Source organism: Streptomyces cirratus (genome assembly GCF_014650775.1).
Taxonomy (GTDB): Bacteria; Actinomycetota; Actinomycetes; order Streptomycetales; family Streptomycetaceae; genus Streptomyces; species Streptomyces cirratus.
This window is the reverse complement of record NZ_BMVP01000005.1, coordinates 50,143-64,537: the sequence shown is the minus strand read 5'-3', so window position 1 is coordinate 64,537 and position 14,395 is coordinate 50,143. Positions and strand designations below refer to the sequence as shown.

Genomic DNA, 14,395 nt, shown 5'->3' with positions numbered 1-14,395 from the left:
CGGCGTCAGCGCGCCTTCGGGAACGCCGCTCGCAGGGCCGCCCCGCGCAGCACGAAGGCGATCCGGATGACCGGGAGCACGCAGAGCACCTGCATCGCCGCGTACCACCATGGGCACACGCCCGGGATCAGGTCCACGCCGACGATCCCGATCGGGAAGACGGCCGAGATGCCGCGCAGGCGCTCGAAGGCGCGTCGGGATCCCTCGAAGGCGGAGACGGCCAGGCGGTGGAGCAACACCGCGATCACGGGCAGCAGGATCGCGCGGACCCACATGAACGGGTTCACCACGTGGCCCGTGCTCGCGACCGCGATGACCGCCAGGAGGGCGGCCGCGGTCAGCGCGCCGTAGATCTTCACGCTGCCCTGGGTCGCGCCGAACGCAGCACTGATCGGTAGTGAGTTGAGGACGGAGGCGTCCGCGGTCGTGGTGTGCGCGTTGGTTTCCATGGCCATGACGCTACGGAGCAGCCCTACGACGCGGTATCGGCCTGGCCCCACACGGGGGTGGGTCTGGACCCACTCCCCGGCCGAGCCGGGGCGTTGCGGACTCCGGGCGGTGCACAGTGGTGCAACGACCAACGGACGAGGGGGAGTCATGGAACGGGTCGGTTCCTGGGCGGTGCACGCCGGGGTGGGGTTCGGGCGGGCGTGCGTCGGCGCCGCCGTCTGCATGCTGGTGCCGGTGGTGTGGGCCGCCGCCGTGGGGTTGGGGGTGTGGTGCGGGGCGGAGCACCCGTGGTCGTGGATCGGGCCCGTCGTGATCGTGTGCGCGGGCACGCTCACCCTGGCGCAGACCGTCTGCCGCGCGGTCAGGTTCCTCGTCGCGCGGTGGACCGGCACCGACATCCCCGCCGGGCGCCGGGAGGCCGGGCCGGTGGTGCAACTGTCCACCGGCTACTGGTGGAACGGCTTCAGTTACGAGCGCAGTCGCCGGGACGCCGTCATGGACCAGCGGATGCGGTTGTGGTGGAGCGACCCCGCCACCTGGCGTGACCTGCGGTTCGCCGTCATCGCCCCGTTCTCGGCGGGGGTGGTGGCCGCCCTTCCGCCGGCCGCGCTGGCCGTCGCCGTCCTCGGGCTCGCCAGGCCCGAGACCGTCGCGCGGCCCGAGACCGCCGCTCGTACCGTCGGAGCTTGTGCCCTCGTCCTGGCCGCCGGTAGCGCCCCGTACGCCTGGCGGGCCGTCCACCGGGTGGCCGTCCGCTTCCTTCGGCCCTCGCCGGCGATGGCGCTGGCGGAGCGCGTCGACGAGCTGACCTCCCAGCGTGCCGACGCCACCGTCGCGCAGGCCGCCGAGATCCGCCGCATCGAGCGGGACCTCCACGACGGCGCCCAGGCCCGCCTCGTCGCACTCGGGCTCTCCTTGGCCACCGCCGAGCAGCTGATGGACCGCGACCCCGAGCAGGCCAAGGCGCTGATGGGAGAGGCGCGGGCCGGCGCCGCCGCCTCACTGACCGAACTCCGTGAACTGATCAGGGGCATCAGCCCGCCCGTCCTCAGCGAGCGCGGGCTGGTCGACGCGGTCCGCGCGCTCGCGCTGGACGTACCGCTCGGCGTGTCCGTCAGCGCCGGCGGCGGCCCGCTGCGCCTGGACCCGTCGATCGAGTCCGCCGTCTACTTCGGCGTCGCCGAACTCCTCACCAACGCGGTCAAGCACGCCGGGGCGGCCCGGGCGCACGTCCGCCTCACACGGGACGGCACGGGCATCGTCGTGGAGGTCGAGGACGACGGCCGGGGCGGGGCCGAACTCCGCCCCGGCGGCGGGCTCGCCGGCCTGCGCCGCCGCCTGGCCGCCTTCGACGGCACGCTCGTGATCAGCAGCCCCCGGGGCGGGCCGACCCGTGCCACGATGACCGTGCCATGCGAGTAGCCATGCGAATAGTCGTAGCCGAAGACCTGTACCTCCTGCGCGACGGGATGGTCCGCCTGATCGAGGCGTTCGGGCACGAGGTGGTGGCCACTGCCGCCACCGGGCCCGAGACGCTCGAAGCGCTGCGCACACACCGCCCGGACGTGTCCGTCGTGGACGTGCGCATGCCCCCGACGCAGTCGGACGAGGGTCTCCGCGCGGCCCTCACCGCCCGCGCGGAGATCCCCGGCCTGCCGGTCCTGGTCCTCTCCCAGCACGTCGAGCAGTTGTACGCCCGCGAACTGCTGGCCGACGGCTCCGGCGGCGTCGGTTACCTCCTCAAGGAGAGCGTGTTCGACGCCGGGCAGTTCATCGGCTCCCTGGAACGCGTCGCGGCGGGCGGCACCGCCATGGACCCGGTCGTGATCGCGAAGCTGCTGTCCGGCAGCGCCCCCGACCGTGGGCTCGGACGGCTCACCGAACGCGAGTACTCGGTGCTGGGCCTGATGGCCGAAGGCCTGTCCAACCATGCCATCGCGCGCCGGCTCTTCCTCAGCGAGGGCGCCATCAGCAAGTACACGACCTCCCTGTTCGGCAAGCTCGGGGTCACGGACGACGACGACACCAACCGCCGTGTCCGCGCGGTCCTCACCTACCTGAACCAGCGGTGAGATCAAGCGCGTTCATGGTGGTGGCCTGGTGCGTCCGTCCGTGCGGCCGGTGCCGACCGCGGACAGCAGAGGCGGTGCCCGCGCCTGGCTCACAGTCCGGCGAACTCCGCGCTCCACGAAGGATTCACCCGACCAGTCCGGTCACCGCCCAGTCGTCGGGGTAGCGAGCGCGACCCGGCCGGTGCGGGCCGAGGAAGGCCCGTCGGATGTCGGCACGGTCCTCCGGGTCGACGGCGGCAGGTGCGCGGGAGGGCGTCTTGGCGTCTCGTGACATGCGGACGTGTTCCCTTGCCCGCAGCGCCGGATAAGAAACGCATAAATTCGCACGCATGGGTGGGGGGTTGTCGGGCAGTAGGCGCTTTGGAGGTTGATAACTATGGTTCCCCTGCTTCTCGTTCTTCTGCTCGCTCTGATCCTCTTCGGTGCCGGTTTCGCGGTGAAGGTCCTTTGGTGGGTCGCCATCGCGGTTCTGGTTCTGTGGTTGATCGGTTTCGTCGCCCGTCCCAAGGGCGGTAGCGGCCGCTGGTACCGCTGGTAGCCGCCCGACACGCGCGATCTGACACCGCGCGCGGCTGTGGCCCGCACCCCTCAAGGGGCGCGGGCCACAGCCATGTCGTCGCGGTCGGGCGGGTACGCGGGGCCGGTACCGGGTGAAAGCGGACGCCGGGGGTATCCGGGTACAACCGGGGCGGTCGCCGTGACGCAGCAGGGAACCTGCTCACCTCCGAAGATCGACGGCCGCCCCGGCCGGCGCCGGCCGACTGCGGCGGCCGACGATGCCTCGGCGGGTTCCGCCTGACCGCCCCTGCCTGAGCCGGAGTGCCGGCCACTGCGCCGACGGCTGGGCGCCATGGAGCACTGTTGGCCGACCGTACGTCCTGGACGTGGCGTTGCCGCTGAGCGGCAGGGCCACCGCGTCCGGACTCGGCCCGCACCCGCAGTCGCGGGGCGGCACGCGGAGCACGTAAAAATCGCGTGCGCAAGAGGTGATCCCCGTTCGATGCTTGTGCGAGCTCATGGGGAGGAGGTGGAGAGAATGAAACTTGCCGAGGCACTGGCGGAACGTGCGGAAGCCACGCGCCGTGTGGAACAGCTTCGGGCCCGCGTCATCAGCAGCGCGCGGTACCAGGAAGGGGAGACACCCGCCGAGGACGCGACTCAGCTGCTGGCTGACGCCGGTGAGGTGCTCGACGCCCTGGAAGCGTTGATTCGACGGATCAACCGGACCAACGCCACCGTGGAGATGGGTCCGGACGGCACGCTCACCGATGCTCTCGCGCGCCGGGACGTCCTGCGGTTGCGCCACTCCGTGGTCACCGCGGCGGCGGACGCGGCGGCGGGCAAGGGGGAGCGGGGATACGGTCGGCAGCTTCGGTCCGAGTTGATGATGCTTTCCGCGCTTCCGGTAGCGGAGCTGCGCGGTCAGGCGGATCAACTCGCCCGGGACATCCGAGAGATCGACGTGCGGATCCAGCGGACGAACTGGGAAGTCGATCTGCTGGACTGAACATTTCGACAGGCCGGCAGCCCGGTAGGCCGGAAGCCCGACAGGCATGCTGCCGGCGGGCCGGCACGATGTGGAGCAGGTAGCGGTTTCGGAGGCGTGCACACACCGAGGGCCGGCGGTTTTCCGGCCCACTCCTTGGCGCGTGAAGAGCAACGCGGGGTTCGACTCCCCACCGACAGCGCAGCTCAGCACCGCGTACAGGTAAAGGTGTACACCGCACAGCACATCACCACGTGCAGATCCGGGGCGGCGAGGGTGGGTTCGGGGTCTTCCACATCAAAGCGGCGGGCTGCCGCCAAGCCCGCAGAGGTCGAGGCGAGCCGCTGAGCTTTGTGTCAGCACCATTTGTCGGCCAGGTGGGGGACGACCTTCCGGCAGTAGTGGCAGGTGGAACCGGATTCCAGGTCCTCGGTCTTGCCGGCACAGGCGGGGCACTCCCCGCGTTCGAGGACCGGACCTCGTCCGGCCGCGCAGGCGGGGCAGAGGTGTGCGAGGACGTCGGGCGCGGCCGGGTATCCCGGCAGGACGGCGGCCGCCGGACGCACCACCCACCCGGCCTCCACGATCATTTCCCCGAACCGGGCGTTCTCCGGCTCCCGGGGCTCCAGGCAGAGGGCGAGGCAGTCCTCACGGTCGCAGGTCACGGCGTTGCGGATCATCGGGTCTCCTGGTTCTGGGCGGGGCTGATCTGGTGCAGTCGCGTGCCCGGGACACGGGTGTTCCATGCGTTCGGAGAGCGATGGGTACCGAGCGCCTCAGCCGTCCATGACATGGCTGTCACCCATGGGCATGTGTATGGCGTGGCTGCTCGTCCGCCCGACCGAACAGGCCTGACCCGCGGACACGCCCGGTGCGCTGTCGTGTCAGTTCCCGTGCCCTCGAAGCAAAAACGGGCCGCCGGGCCGGTCGTAGTTTCGGGGTGTGCCGGGCCGCGGGGGAAACGCGGCCGGTGAACCTCGTGACCCGCTCCGGGAGGACGCCCCTCATGTTCGACATCGCCAAGGTCCAGGCCGCCCCGAGCCGGGACCTGCTCACGCCCGACAACTCGGTGATGGTCTTCGTCGACCACCAGCCGCAGATGTTCTTCGGCACCGGGAGCGGCGACCGCGCCTCGATCATCAACAGCACTGTCGGCCTCGCCAAGGCGGCCCTGGCCTTCGACGTGCCGGTCGTCCTGACCACGGTGGCCGCCGAATCCTTCTCCGGGCCGCTGCTGCCGCAGCTCGCCGACGTGTTCCTCGGACACGAGGTCATCGACCGCACCAGCATGAACGCCTGGGAGGACGAGGCCCTCGTCGCCGCGGTCAAGGCCACCGGCCGCAAGAAGATCATCCTGTCCGGTCTGTGGACCGAGGTGTGCCTCGTCCTGCCCGCGCTGTCCGCGCTGGAGCAGGGCTACGAGGTCTACGTGGTCGCCGACGCCTCCGGCGGCGTCACCCCGGCCGCGCACGAGCACGCCCTCCAGCGGATGCTGGCCGCCGGCGCCGTGCCCGTGACCTGGGTGCAGGTGCTGCTGGAGCTCCAGCGTGACTGGGCGCGCCAGGAGACGTACCCCGCCGTGATGGAGGTGGTGAAGGCGCACGCGGGCGCGTACGGCCTGGGCGTCGTCTACGCGCAGTCCGTCATCGGCGAGCACGCGGCCGGCTGACCGCCTTGGACACCGGCATCCTGATCCTGCGTCTGCTGGTGGGTGTGCTCATCGCGGCCCACGGGGTGCAGAAGGTCAGCCGGCACCTGGGTGGCAAGGGACTCGACGGCGGCGCGGAGGAGTTCCGTGCGGACGGGTTCCGCGGCGGCGTCCTCACCGCCCTCGCGGCGGGCGGCGGCCAGATCGGATCGGGCCTCCTGCTGGCCGCCGGGTTCCTGACGCCGCTCGCCGCGACCGGGGTCATCGGGGTCATGACCGTCGCCCTCACCGTGAAGCGGCACAACGGCCTCTGGGTGCAGAACGACGGGTACGAGTACCCCCTGTTCCTGATCGGCGCCGCTGCGGCCCTGGCCGCCACCGGCCCCGGCGCCTGGTCGCTGGACGCCGCGTTCGACCTGACGCCGTACCCCCTGTGGTGGACGGCCGTCGTCCTCGCGGCGGGCCTGGGCAGCGGACTGCTGACCCGGCTCGTCCTGCACCGCGCTCCGGCCGCCGCATCCCCGGCCGCCCCGCGCTGAGCGCCCGTCCTCCCGCACCGACCCGCCCCGCAGACCGGGCCCGGCCGGCCGCGCATCCCCCTACTCGCGGCCGGCCGGGTCCACCCGTCCCGCCCGATACCCGACCGCCCAACAGGGCTGTGACCAGGAGTACTCGATGCAATCCGCACCCGCCGACGAACCCGTACGCGGCGGAAGCCAGCCGCTGCTGCACCAAAGGGGCGGGGAGACCCAGCCGTTCGGAACCCTCAAGCAGCTCCCGATCGGCCTGGCCCACGACACCCGCATGTACGCCTGCCAGCGCCTGAACCACGTGCTCGCCGACACGCAGATCCTCCACGCCCTCTACAAGAAGCACCACTGGCTCGTCCGCGGGGCGACCTTCTACTCGCTCCACCTGCTGCTGGACAAGCACGCCGCCGAGCAACTCGCCCTGGTCGACGTGCTGGCCGAGCGCATCCAGAGCCTCGGCGGGGTGGCGGTCGCAGACCCGCGCCACGTCGCCGAACTGACCTGCGTACCCCGTCCGCCCGACGGGGTCGAGCAGGTGCCCGTCATGCTGTCCCGGCTCCTCGATGCGCACGAGCGCATCCTGACCGACGCCCGGGACGCCGCCGCCCGCATCTCCGCCCAGGGTGACGAAGGCAGCAACGACCTGCTGATATCCGAGGTCGTCCGCACCGGCGAGGCCCAGGTGTGGTTCCTCGCCGAACACCTCGTCGACACCCCGCTGGTGCGGGTCTGAACCCGAAGAACAGGAAGAGGAACACACACATGCCGTTCATCAAGGTCGCAGAAGGCAACTCCGCCCCCGTCGAGCTCTACTACGAGGACCACGGCACCGGACGGCCCGTCGTGCTGATCCACGGCTGGCCCCTGAACGGGGCCTCCTGGGAGAAGCAGACCGCAGCGCTGCTCGCCGCGGGCCACAGGGTCGTCACCTATGACCGGCGCGGCTTCGGCCGCTCCGACCAGCCCGCCGACGGCTACGACTACGACACCTTCGCCCGCGACCTGAACGAGGTCCTCACCGCGCTGGACCTGCGCGACGCCGTCCTCGTCGGCTTCTCCATGGGCACCGGTGAGGTCGCCCGCTACCTCGGCACGTACGGATCCGAGCGCATCACCAAGGCCGTCATGATCGGCGTGGTCCCGCCGTACCTCCTCAAGACGGACGACAACCCGGGCGGCGTCGACGCGAGTGTCTTCAAGGGCATCGAAGAGGCCATCACCGCCGACCGGTTCGCGTTCATGACCGCCTTCCTCGCCGACTTCTACAACGTCGACGTGCTGGGCGGCGACCGCATCACCGAGCAGGCCGTCCAGGCGAGCTGGAACGTCGCCGTCGGCGCCTCCGCCAAGGGCACCCTCGACTGCGTCCAGGCCTGGCTCACGGACTTCCGCGCCGACCTGCCGCGCATCGACGTTCCCACACTGATCATCCACGGCGACGCCGACCGTACGCTGCCCATCGACGCCACCGCGATCCCGCTGGCCCAGCACATCAGCGGCGCCCGGCTCACGATCGTGCCCGGTGGACCGCACGGCCTGACCTGGACCCACGCCGACGAGGTCAACGCGGCGCTCCTCGACTTCCTCGCCTGAGGCGCGAAAGCCACCCGGCCCCCGGCCCCCGACCCCACCCCCCAGAAGGAGAGCCCACCGTGCCCAACCGGCCCGTCCTCGAACCCGCAGCCCAGGCCTTCGCCGACGCCACCGCCCAGCCGCCGTTCCTCTACCAGATCCCCGTCGCCGACGGCCGCAAGGCCGTGGACGACGTGCAGAGCGGCGAAGGCGTCGCCCTGCCCGCCGTCGACGAGGAATGGATCACCGTCCAGGGCGGCCCCACCGGGGACGTCCGGGCCCGGATCGTCCGCCCCAGCGGCCTTGCCGGCCCGCTCCCCGTCATCCTCTACATCCACGGCGCGGGCTGGGTGTTCGGCAACGCGCACACCCACGACCGTCTCGTGCGCGAACTGGCCGTCGGCGCCGGGGCGGCCGTGGTCTTCCCCGAGTACGACCTCTCGCCCGGGGCCCGCTACCCCGTCGCCATCGAGCAGAACTACAGCGTCGCCCAGTGGGTGGCCCGCGAGGGACACCACAAGGAGCTCGACGGCACCCGGATCGCCGTCGCGGGCGACTCGGTCGGCGGCAACATGAGCGCCGCCCTCACCCTCATGGCCAAGGAACGCGGTGACCTGCGCATCGTCCACCAGGTCCTCTTCTACCCGGTCACCGACGCCGCCTTCGACACCGGGTCCTACCGGCAGTTCGCCGAGGGCTACTTCCTGCGCCGCGAGGCCATGCGGTGGTTCTGGGACCAGTACACGGCCGACGAGGCCGAACGTGCCCGGATCACCGCCTCCCCGCTGCGGGCCTCCACCGATGAGCTCACCGGACTGCCGCCCGCCCTGGTCATCACCGCCGAGGCCGACGTGCTGCGCGACGAGGGCGAGGCGTACGCCGCCAAGCTCCGCGCCGCCGGGGTCCCGGTGACCGCCCTGCGCGTGCTGGGCACCATCCACGACTTCGTCATGCTGAACCCGCTCCGCGGGACGCGCGCGGCCGAGCTCGCCATCACGCTCGCCGCCGCCACCCTGCGCGAGGCCCTCGCGTGACGGGGAACACCGCGACACCCGGTGCGGCCGCCGGACCGGGGATGCCCGTGGCCGGCGTCGTCCCCGCCGCGCACCCGCAGCAGCCGGCGGCCGACCTGCTCGTCCGCAACGCCAAGGTGTTCACGGGCGATCCCGGCCGCCCCACGGCCCGTGCCGTCGCCATCCGCGACGGCCGCGTCGTGGGCCTCGGCGACGACCACGACGTCGCCGCGCTGGTGGGCCCGGCGACGAAGGTCGTCGACGCCCTCGGCCGCCGGGTGGTCCCCGGCCTGAACGACTCGCACCTGCACGTCATCCGGGGCGGCCTCAACTACGTGCTGGAGCTGCGCTGGGACGGCGTCCGGAGCCTGCGCCAGGCCCTGGCCATGCTCCGCGAGCAGGCGGGCCGCACCCCCAAGGGGCAGTGGATCCGGGTCGTGGGAGGCTGGACCGCCGAGCAGTTCGCCGAACGGCGGATGCCGACCGTGGCCGAACTGAACGCCGCCGCACCCGACACCCCCGTGTTCGTCCTGCACCTCTACCAGTCGGCGCTGATGAACCGGGCCGCCGTCCGGGCGGCCGGGTACACCCGCGAGACCCCCGACCCGCGCGGGGGCCAGATCGTACGGAACCGGGACGGCGAACCGAACGGGGTGCTGCTCGCGGCGCCGAGCGCGCTCATCCTGTACTCCACCCTGGCCAAGGCGCCGGCCCTGGACGCGTCCGGCAAGCGCACCTCGACGCGGCACTTCCTGCGCGAACTCAACCGCTTCGGGCTGACCTCGGCGGTGGACGCGGCGGGCGGGTTCCAGAACTTCCCCGACGACTACGCGACCGTCATCGACCTGGCGCGCTCCGGAGAGCTGTCGCTGCGGATCGCCTACCACCTGTTCCCGCAGACGGCCGGGCAGGAGCTCGCCGACCTCAGGCGCTGGACGGAGACGGTCGAGCCCGGGGACGGCGACGAGTGGCTCCGCCTCAACGGCGCGGGTGAGAACCTGACCTGGGCCGCCGCCGACTTCGAGAACTTCACCGAGCCGCGGCCCGAACTCGCCGAAGGCTACGAGGCGGAGTTCGAACAGGCGGTCAGGCTGCTGATGGAGAACGGCTGGGGCTTCCGGCTGCACGCCACCTACGACGAGACGATCCGCCGCGACCTGGCCGTCTTCGAGAAGCTCGCGGCAGAAGGGCTCTTCCCCGGCGGCAACCGCTGGCTCTTCGACCACGCCGAGACCGTCACCGCCGACAGCCTGGAGCGGATCGCGGCCCTAGGCGGCGCCGTGTCCGTGCAGAACCGGATGTCGTTCCAGGGCTCCGCCTTCCTCGCCCGGTACGGGGCCGCGGCCACCGCCCACACCCCGCCGGTCCGCGCCATGCTCGACCGGGGGCTGACCGTCGCCGCGGGCACCGACGCCACCCGCGTGTCCTCCTACAACCCGTGGGTCTCGCTGCACTGGCTGGTCACCGGCCGCACCGTCGGCGGTACGGAGCTGTATCCGGCATCGAACCTGATCGACCGGGAGACCGCGCTCGGCCTCTACACCACGGGCGGCGCGCGGCTCACCGGCGAGCAGGACGTCAAGGGCGTACTGCGCGAAGGCTGCTACGGCGACCTCGCGGTCCTCTCGGAGGACTACTTCACCGTGCCCGAGGCCGCCATCCCCGACATCGAATCCGTGCTCACCGTAGTCGGCGGCCGGATCGTCTGGGCGAGCGCCGAGTACGAGGGCCTCGACGAGGCCGTCCCGCCCGTCAGCCCGCAGTGGAGCCCGGTGGCCCATTTCGGCGGGTACCGCTCGCGCGGCGCCCACCAGGCCCTGGCCATGGCCGAGGCCGTCGCCGAGTCCGAGGAGCACCGGCTGTGGCGCGCCGCGAGGGGCTCCGGGCCCGTGACGCCCGCGCCCTTCACCGACCCGTGCTTCGCGCACTGAACGGGGGGACCCACCGATGAGCACCGTTCCCGGCGAGGGCGCCCCCACATCGCCCGGCACACCGCCCTCCACACCGCCCTCCACATCGCCCGGACCGGCCCCCGTACGCCGTTTCGAACCCGACCTGCGGTCGATGACGCGGATCAACCTGCGGCCCATCGCGTCGCCGATGCCGCTCGGCTTCTTCACGGTGGCCATCGCCTCGGTGATGACGGCCTGCCTCCAGCTCGGGGTCTTTGAGGCCGCCGACCGCACGGCGGTCGCCCTGTGCGTCCTGCCCGCCTTCGCCCTGCAACTCCTGGTGAGCTTCCTGGCCTTCGGGGCGCGGGACGTGATCGCGGCCACCCTCATGGGCACCTTCGCCGGCAGCTGGCTCGCCTACGGCCTGGTCATCGGGACCGGCGCCGCCGGCGGAGCCCGGGTGCTGGGCGTGTTCAACCTGGCCTTCCTGTGCTTCGGGGCGCTGATGGCGGCCGTGACCCGGCCCAAGCGGGCCCTGTGGCTGGTCCTGGTGGTATCGCTGCCGAGGTGGGCGGCGACCGGGCTGGCGGGGCTGACCGGGGCGCACTGGCTGACGTACACCGCCGGAGCCCTCGGCCTCCTGGTGGCGCTCGTGGCCACGTACGCGGCCTACGCACTGATGCTGGAGGACATGCGCAGCGAGGAGGTGCTGCCCATCGGCCGCAGCGGCCCGGCCCACACCGCGGTCGAGGGCGACCTCGCGGTGCAGCTGCGCAACCTGGAACGGCAGGCGGGCGTGCGACGCACCCTGTGAGCCGGCGCCCCGCCTCGCACGCCCCTGGGGCACAAGACGATGAAGACGAAGAAAGAGACTCCTGTGCAGTTCGGCATATTCACGGTGGGCGACGTCACGCCCGATCCGACCTCGGCGCGGACCCCCACCGAACACGAGCGGATCAAGGCGATGGTGGCCATCGCCCTCAAGGCGGAGGAGGTGGGGCTGGACGTCTTCGCGACGGGCGAGCACCACAACCCGCCGTTCGTGCCCTCCTCGCCGACCACGATGCTCGGCTACATCGCCGCGCGCACCGAGCGGCTGATCCTCTCCACCTCCACCACCCTCATCACGACCAACGACCCGGTGAAGATCGCCGAGGACTACGCGATGCTCCAGCACCTGGCCGACGGACGCGTCGACCTGATGATGGGACGCGGCAACACCGGCCCGGTCTACCCCTGGTTCGGCAAGGACATCCGCGACGGCATCCCGCTGGCCGTGGAGAACTACGCGCTGCTGCGCCGGCTGTGGCAGGAGGACGTGGTCGACTGGGAGGGGAAGTTCCGCACCCCGCTCCAGGGCTTCACCTCGACGCCGCGTCCGCTGGACGGCGTAGCACCCTTCGTCTGGCACGGCTCGATCCGCAGCCCCGAGATCGCCGAGCAGGCCGCCTTCTACGGTGACGGCTTCTTCGCGAACAACATCTTCTGGCCCAAGGACCACTTCCGGCGGCTGATCGACCTCTACCGGCGGCGTTTCGCACACCACGGCCACGGCACTCCCGAGCAGGCCGTGGTGGGTCTCGGCGGCCAGGCGTTCATCCGCCGCAACTCCCAGGACGCGGTGCGCGAGTTCCGGCCCTACTTCGACAACGCGCCGGTCTACGGACACGGCCCGTCGCTGGAGGAGTTCACCGAGCAGACCCCGCTGACCGTGGGCAGCCCCCAGGAGGTCATCGAGAAGACCCTGGAGTTCCGGGAGAGCTTCGGCCACTACCAGCGGCAGCTGTTCCTGATGGACCACGCGGGCCTGCCCCTCAAGACGGTCCTGGAACAACTGGACCTGCTGGGCGAGGAAGTCGTCCCGGTGCTGCGCAAGGAGTTCGCGGTCGGCCGCCCCGCAGAGGTCCCGGCCGGCCCCACCCACGCCGCCCGGGCCGCACGCGGCGCCGGGGAGCAGCGGTGAACCCGGTGCGGCTGGCGGTCGTCAGCTCCGGCCTGAGCGTCCCGTCCTCGACGCGGCTGCTCGCCGACCGCCTCGCCGAGGCGGCCGGTCGCCGACTGGCGCAAGCCGGACGGGGCGTCGAGGTGGAGACGGTCGAACTGCGGGAACTGGCCGTGGACATTGCGGGCAACCTCGTCACCGGTTTTCCGGCCCCCACGCTCCGCCGGGCAGTGGAGGCCGTGACGCGGGCGGACGCCCTGATCGCCGTCACCCCGGTCTTCAGCGCCTCCTACAGCGGCCTGTTCAAGTCCTTCTTCGACGTCCTCGACCGGGACGCGCTCGTCGGCAAGCCGGTACTGGCCGCCGCCACCGGCGGCACGGCACGGCACTCGCTGGCCCTGGAGTACGCCCTGCGGCCGCTCTTCGCCCATCTGCGGGCCGCCGTCACCCCGACCGCCGTCTTCGCGGCCCCGGAGGACTGGGGCTCGGCGGGCGACTCCCGTACCGCGGCGCTCGCCGGGCGCATCGGGCGGGCCGCCGCGGAACTCGCCGCGCTGGCGGCCGCCCCCCGGCCGGAGCCGGCCGCGGACGAGGAGGTGGTGCCGTTCGACCGGCAACTGGAGGCGCTGCGGACCGGTCCGCGGTGAGTGCTCACGCAGGAGCGTCCACGCAGTACGTGCTCACGGAGTGCGGGCCAGGGACTGCCATTCGCGGGGCGACATGTCGTAGGCGGCGCGGAAGGCCCGGCTGAAGTGGGAGGCGTTGGCGAACCCCCACCGGTGGGCGACCACCGACACGGACGGCGCGGCCGCCGGCCCGCGTGCCAGATCACGGCGGCACCGCTCCAGGCGCTCGCGCCGGACCCAGGCGCCGACCGAGCACCCCTGGGACTGGAAGAGCTTGTGGAGGTACCGCACCGACACGTGGTGGGCGGCGGCGATCCGGTGGGGGGACAGGTCCGGGTCGGCCAGGTGGCGCAGGACGTACTCCTTGATCCGCGCCAGCATGCCGCGGGCGGCCTCCGGCGCCTGCGGGTCCAGCCGGCCCTGCCGTTCACGCACGAGCAGGGCCAGCAGGTCCGAGGTGGTCAGGGCGAGCTGCCCGCCCGTGTACGGGTCGAATCCGGCGGCGTGTTCGGCAAGGCGGGACAGGTACCCGGTCACCAGGCCGGCGAGGCCGCGATCGTTGCCGAAAACGGTCCCCGTGACGGCCCGCAGGTCGGTGTCCGTCACCCCCAGGCGCTGCTTGGGCACCCGGATCGCGGTGAAGCGGAAGGGGCCCGGCTGTTCCCTCTGGTAGGGCCGGCCGGCGTCCGAGCAGGTGAACGTCCCCGGCCCGACCAGGGCCTGGCGCCCGTCCTGGGTGAGCTTGCCGGTTCCGCTGTGCTGGAGGGTGACGGTGATGTACTCGTCCCCGCCCCGCGCGATCAGGCGCTTGTCGCGCCGGACGGTCTGGGGGCCCGCCTCGACCACGGATATCTGGAGGGGGCCGAGGCGGTCGCTGACGATCGTCCCGGCCGAGGGCTCACGTTCGTGGAGCGTGACGTCCAGCGGGATGAAGGTGTCGGAGACGGCGTGGTGCCAGTAGTCCGCCCGCTCGTGCGGCGACAGCGGCGAGGTGGACACCACGACGGCCCCGCCGGAGGGGAATCCTGGGCGTGCGGCGGACGAGGGTGAGGTCGGGCTCACGGGGCCTCCTGGGGCGAAGTGACTGTCTCCTTCGTCCAGTCTTGGTTCACCTGCCTGCGCAGCCATCCGTCACATGACTTGCGCTCTGCCCGGCCTGCGGTT

Annotated in this window: 17 protein-coding genes; 13 read left to right on the top strand and 4 right to left on the bottom strand. The window is 72.1% G+C overall.

Translation table 11 applies throughout. The annotated features are described in order from the left end of the window. Nucleotides 1-5: 5 nt before the first annotated feature. On the bottom strand, nt 6-449 hold the full coding sequence (locus IE207_RS15590) for a hypothetical protein (protein ID WP_229873759.1): 444 nt from the start codon (nt 447-449) through the stop codon (nt 6-8). 148 nt (nt 450-597) lie between these two features. Here IE207_RS15590 and IE207_RS15585 point away from each other — a divergent pair, with 148 nt between their 5' ends. Together IE207_RS15585 and IE207_RS15580 are read left to right on the top strand one after the other, a co-directional pair. Then, complete coding sequence (locus IE207_RS15585) at nt 598-1,872, top strand: sensor histidine kinase (protein WP_190184806.1); 1,275 nt, start codon at nt 598-600, stop codon at nt 1,870-1,872. 2 nt (nt 1,873-1,874) lie between these two features. Beyond that, nucleotides 1,875-2,522 (top strand): response regulator transcription factor, encoded by a 648-nt coding sequence (locus IE207_RS15580; protein WP_190184805.1) that lies wholly within the window; start codon nt 1,875-1,877, stop codon nt 2,520-2,522. Between the two features lie 124 nt (nt 2,523-2,646). Here the strand turns inward: IE207_RS15580 and IE207_RS15575 are convergent, their stop codons facing one another. Further along, nucleotides 2,647-2,796 carry a hypothetical protein gene (locus IE207_RS15575; RefSeq protein ID WP_190184804.1) on the bottom strand — a complete coding sequence of 50 codons (150 nt, stop codon included), beginning with the start codon at nt 2,794-2,796 and terminating at the stop codon, nt 2,647-2,649. Between the two features lie 102 nt (nt 2,797-2,898). On the opposite strand from IE207_RS15575, the gene IE207_RS15570 reads away from it, so the two are divergent. Together IE207_RS15570 and IE207_RS15565 are read left to right on the top strand one after the other, a co-directional pair. Next, entirely contained in the window at nt 2,899-3,060 is a 162-nt protein-coding gene (locus IE207_RS15570; RefSeq protein ID WP_046495796.1) for a hypothetical protein, read from the top strand. Between the two features lie 498 nt (nt 3,061-3,558). Continuing rightward, nucleotides 3,559-4,029 carry a DIP1984 family protein gene (locus tag IE207_RS15565; protein ID WP_190184803.1) on the top strand — a complete coding sequence of 157 codons (471 nt, stop codon included), beginning with the start codon at nt 3,559-3,561 and terminating at the stop codon, nt 4,027-4,029. Nucleotides 4,030-4,364: 335 nt separating this feature from the next. On the opposite strand, the gene IE207_RS15560 is transcribed toward IE207_RS15565, so the two are convergent. Continuing rightward, nucleotides 4,365-4,688, bottom strand: coding sequence for a hypothetical protein (locus IE207_RS15560; protein ID WP_190184802.1), 324 nt, complete (start codon nt 4,686-4,688; stop codon nt 4,365-4,367). Between the two features lie 326 nt (nt 4,689-5,014). Between IE207_RS15560 and IE207_RS15555 the strand changes: the two genes are divergently transcribed. From IE207_RS15555 to IE207_RS15515, 9 genes are all read left to right on the top strand, one after another. Continuing rightward, nucleotides 5,015-5,677: a hydrolase gene (locus tag IE207_RS15555; protein ID WP_190184801.1), complete on the top strand. Its 663-nt coding sequence runs from the start codon at nt 5,015-5,017 to the stop codon at nt 5,675-5,677. Nucleotides 5,678-5,682: 5 nt separating this feature from the next. Then, complete coding sequence (locus IE207_RS15550) at nt 5,683-6,195, top strand: DoxX family protein (protein WP_190184800.1); 513 nt, start codon at nt 5,683-5,685, stop codon at nt 6,193-6,195. A 136-nt stretch (nt 6,196-6,331) separates the two neighbouring features. Then, a complete protein-coding gene (locus tag IE207_RS15545; RefSeq protein ID WP_190184799.1) occupies nt 6,332-6,919 on the top strand; it encodes a Dps family protein in 588 nt (195 codons plus the stop codon). A 29-nt stretch (nt 6,920-6,948) separates the two neighbouring features. Beyond that, on the top strand, nt 6,949-7,779 hold the full coding sequence (locus tag IE207_RS15540; RefSeq protein WP_190184798.1) for an alpha/beta fold hydrolase: 831 nt from the start codon (nt 6,949-6,951) through the stop codon (nt 7,777-7,779). A gap of 59 nt (nt 7,780-7,838) precedes the next feature. Further along, nucleotides 7,839-8,792, top strand: coding sequence for an alpha/beta hydrolase (locus IE207_RS15535; RefSeq protein ID WP_190184797.1), 954 nt, complete (start codon nt 7,839-7,841; stop codon nt 8,790-8,792). 41 nt (nt 8,793-8,833) lie between these two features. Then, nucleotides 8,834-10,702, top strand: coding sequence for an amidohydrolase (locus tag IE207_RS15530; RefSeq protein WP_190185103.1), 1,869 nt, complete (start codon nt 8,834-8,836; stop codon nt 10,700-10,702). 16 nt (nt 10,703-10,718) lie between these two features. Next, a complete protein-coding gene (locus tag IE207_RS15525) occupies nt 10,719-11,477 on the top strand; it encodes a GPR1/FUN34/YaaH family transporter (RefSeq protein ID WP_190184796.1) in 759 nt (252 codons plus the stop codon). Between the two features lie 63 nt (nt 11,478-11,540). After that, on the top strand, nt 11,541-12,626 hold the full coding sequence (locus IE207_RS15520) for an LLM class flavin-dependent oxidoreductase (RefSeq protein ID WP_190184795.1): 1,086 nt from the start codon (nt 11,541-11,543) through the stop codon (nt 12,624-12,626). Continuing rightward, nucleotides 12,623-13,252, top strand: a complete 630-nt coding sequence (locus IE207_RS15515; RefSeq protein WP_190184794.1) for a CE1759 family FMN reductase — start codon at nt 12,623-12,625, stop codon at nt 13,250-13,252. The genes IE207_RS15520 and IE207_RS15515 overlap by 4 nt, the downstream gene beginning before the upstream one ends. Nucleotides 13,253-13,285: 33 nt before the next feature. On the opposite strand, the gene IE207_RS15510 is transcribed toward IE207_RS15515, so the two are convergent. After that, nucleotides 13,286-14,233, bottom strand: coding sequence for an AraC-like ligand-binding domain-containing protein (locus IE207_RS15510; protein WP_444544998.1), 948 nt, complete (start codon nt 14,231-14,233; stop codon nt 13,286-13,288). Nucleotides 14,234-14,395: the final 162 nt, after the last annotated feature.

What these genes read in the sequence shown, in the direction of transcription:
- IE207_RS15575 (WP_190184804.1), bottom strand. Translation starts at nt 2,796, where the DNA reads ATGTCACGAGACGCCAAGACGCCCTCCCGCGCACCTGCCGCCGTCGAC.
- IE207_RS15545 (WP_190184799.1), top strand. Translation starts at nt 6,332, where the DNA reads ATGCAATCCGCACCCGCCGACGAACCCGTACGCGGCGGAAGCCAGCCG.
- IE207_RS15570 (WP_046495796.1), top strand. Translation starts at nt 2,899, where the DNA reads ATGGTTCCCCTGCTTCTCGTTCTTCTGCTCGCTCTGATCCTCTTCGGT.
- IE207_RS15590 (WP_229873759.1), bottom strand. Translation starts at nt 449, where the DNA reads ATGGAAACCAACGCGCACACCACGACCGCGGACGCCTCCGTCCTCAAC.
- IE207_RS15555 (WP_190184801.1), top strand. Translation starts at nt 5,015, where the DNA reads ATGTTCGACATCGCCAAGGTCCAGGCCGCCCCGAGCCGGGACCTGCTC.
- IE207_RS15525 (WP_190184796.1), top strand. Translation starts at nt 10,719, where the DNA reads ATGAGCACCGTTCCCGGCGAGGGCGCCCCCACATCGCCCGGCACACCG.
- IE207_RS15585 (WP_190184806.1), top strand. Translation starts at nt 598, where the DNA reads ATGGAACGGGTCGGTTCCTGGGCGGTGCACGCCGGGGTGGGGTTCGGG.
- IE207_RS15580 (WP_190184805.1), top strand. Translation starts at nt 1,875, where the DNA reads ATGCGAATAGTCGTAGCCGAAGACCTGTACCTCCTGCGCGACGGGATG.
- IE207_RS15530 (WP_190185103.1), top strand. Translation starts at nt 8,834, where the DNA reads ATGCCCGTGGCCGGCGTCGTCCCCGCCGCGCACCCGCAGCAGCCGGCG.
- IE207_RS15560 (WP_190184802.1), bottom strand. Translation starts at nt 4,688, where the DNA reads ATGATCCGCAACGCCGTGACCTGCGACCGTGAGGACTGCCTCGCCCTC.
- IE207_RS15540 (WP_190184798.1), top strand. Translation starts at nt 6,949, where the DNA reads ATGCCGTTCATCAAGGTCGCAGAAGGCAACTCCGCCCCCGTCGAGCTC.
- IE207_RS15565 (WP_190184803.1), top strand. Translation starts at nt 3,559, where the DNA reads ATGAAACTTGCCGAGGCACTGGCGGAACGTGCGGAAGCCACGCGCCGT.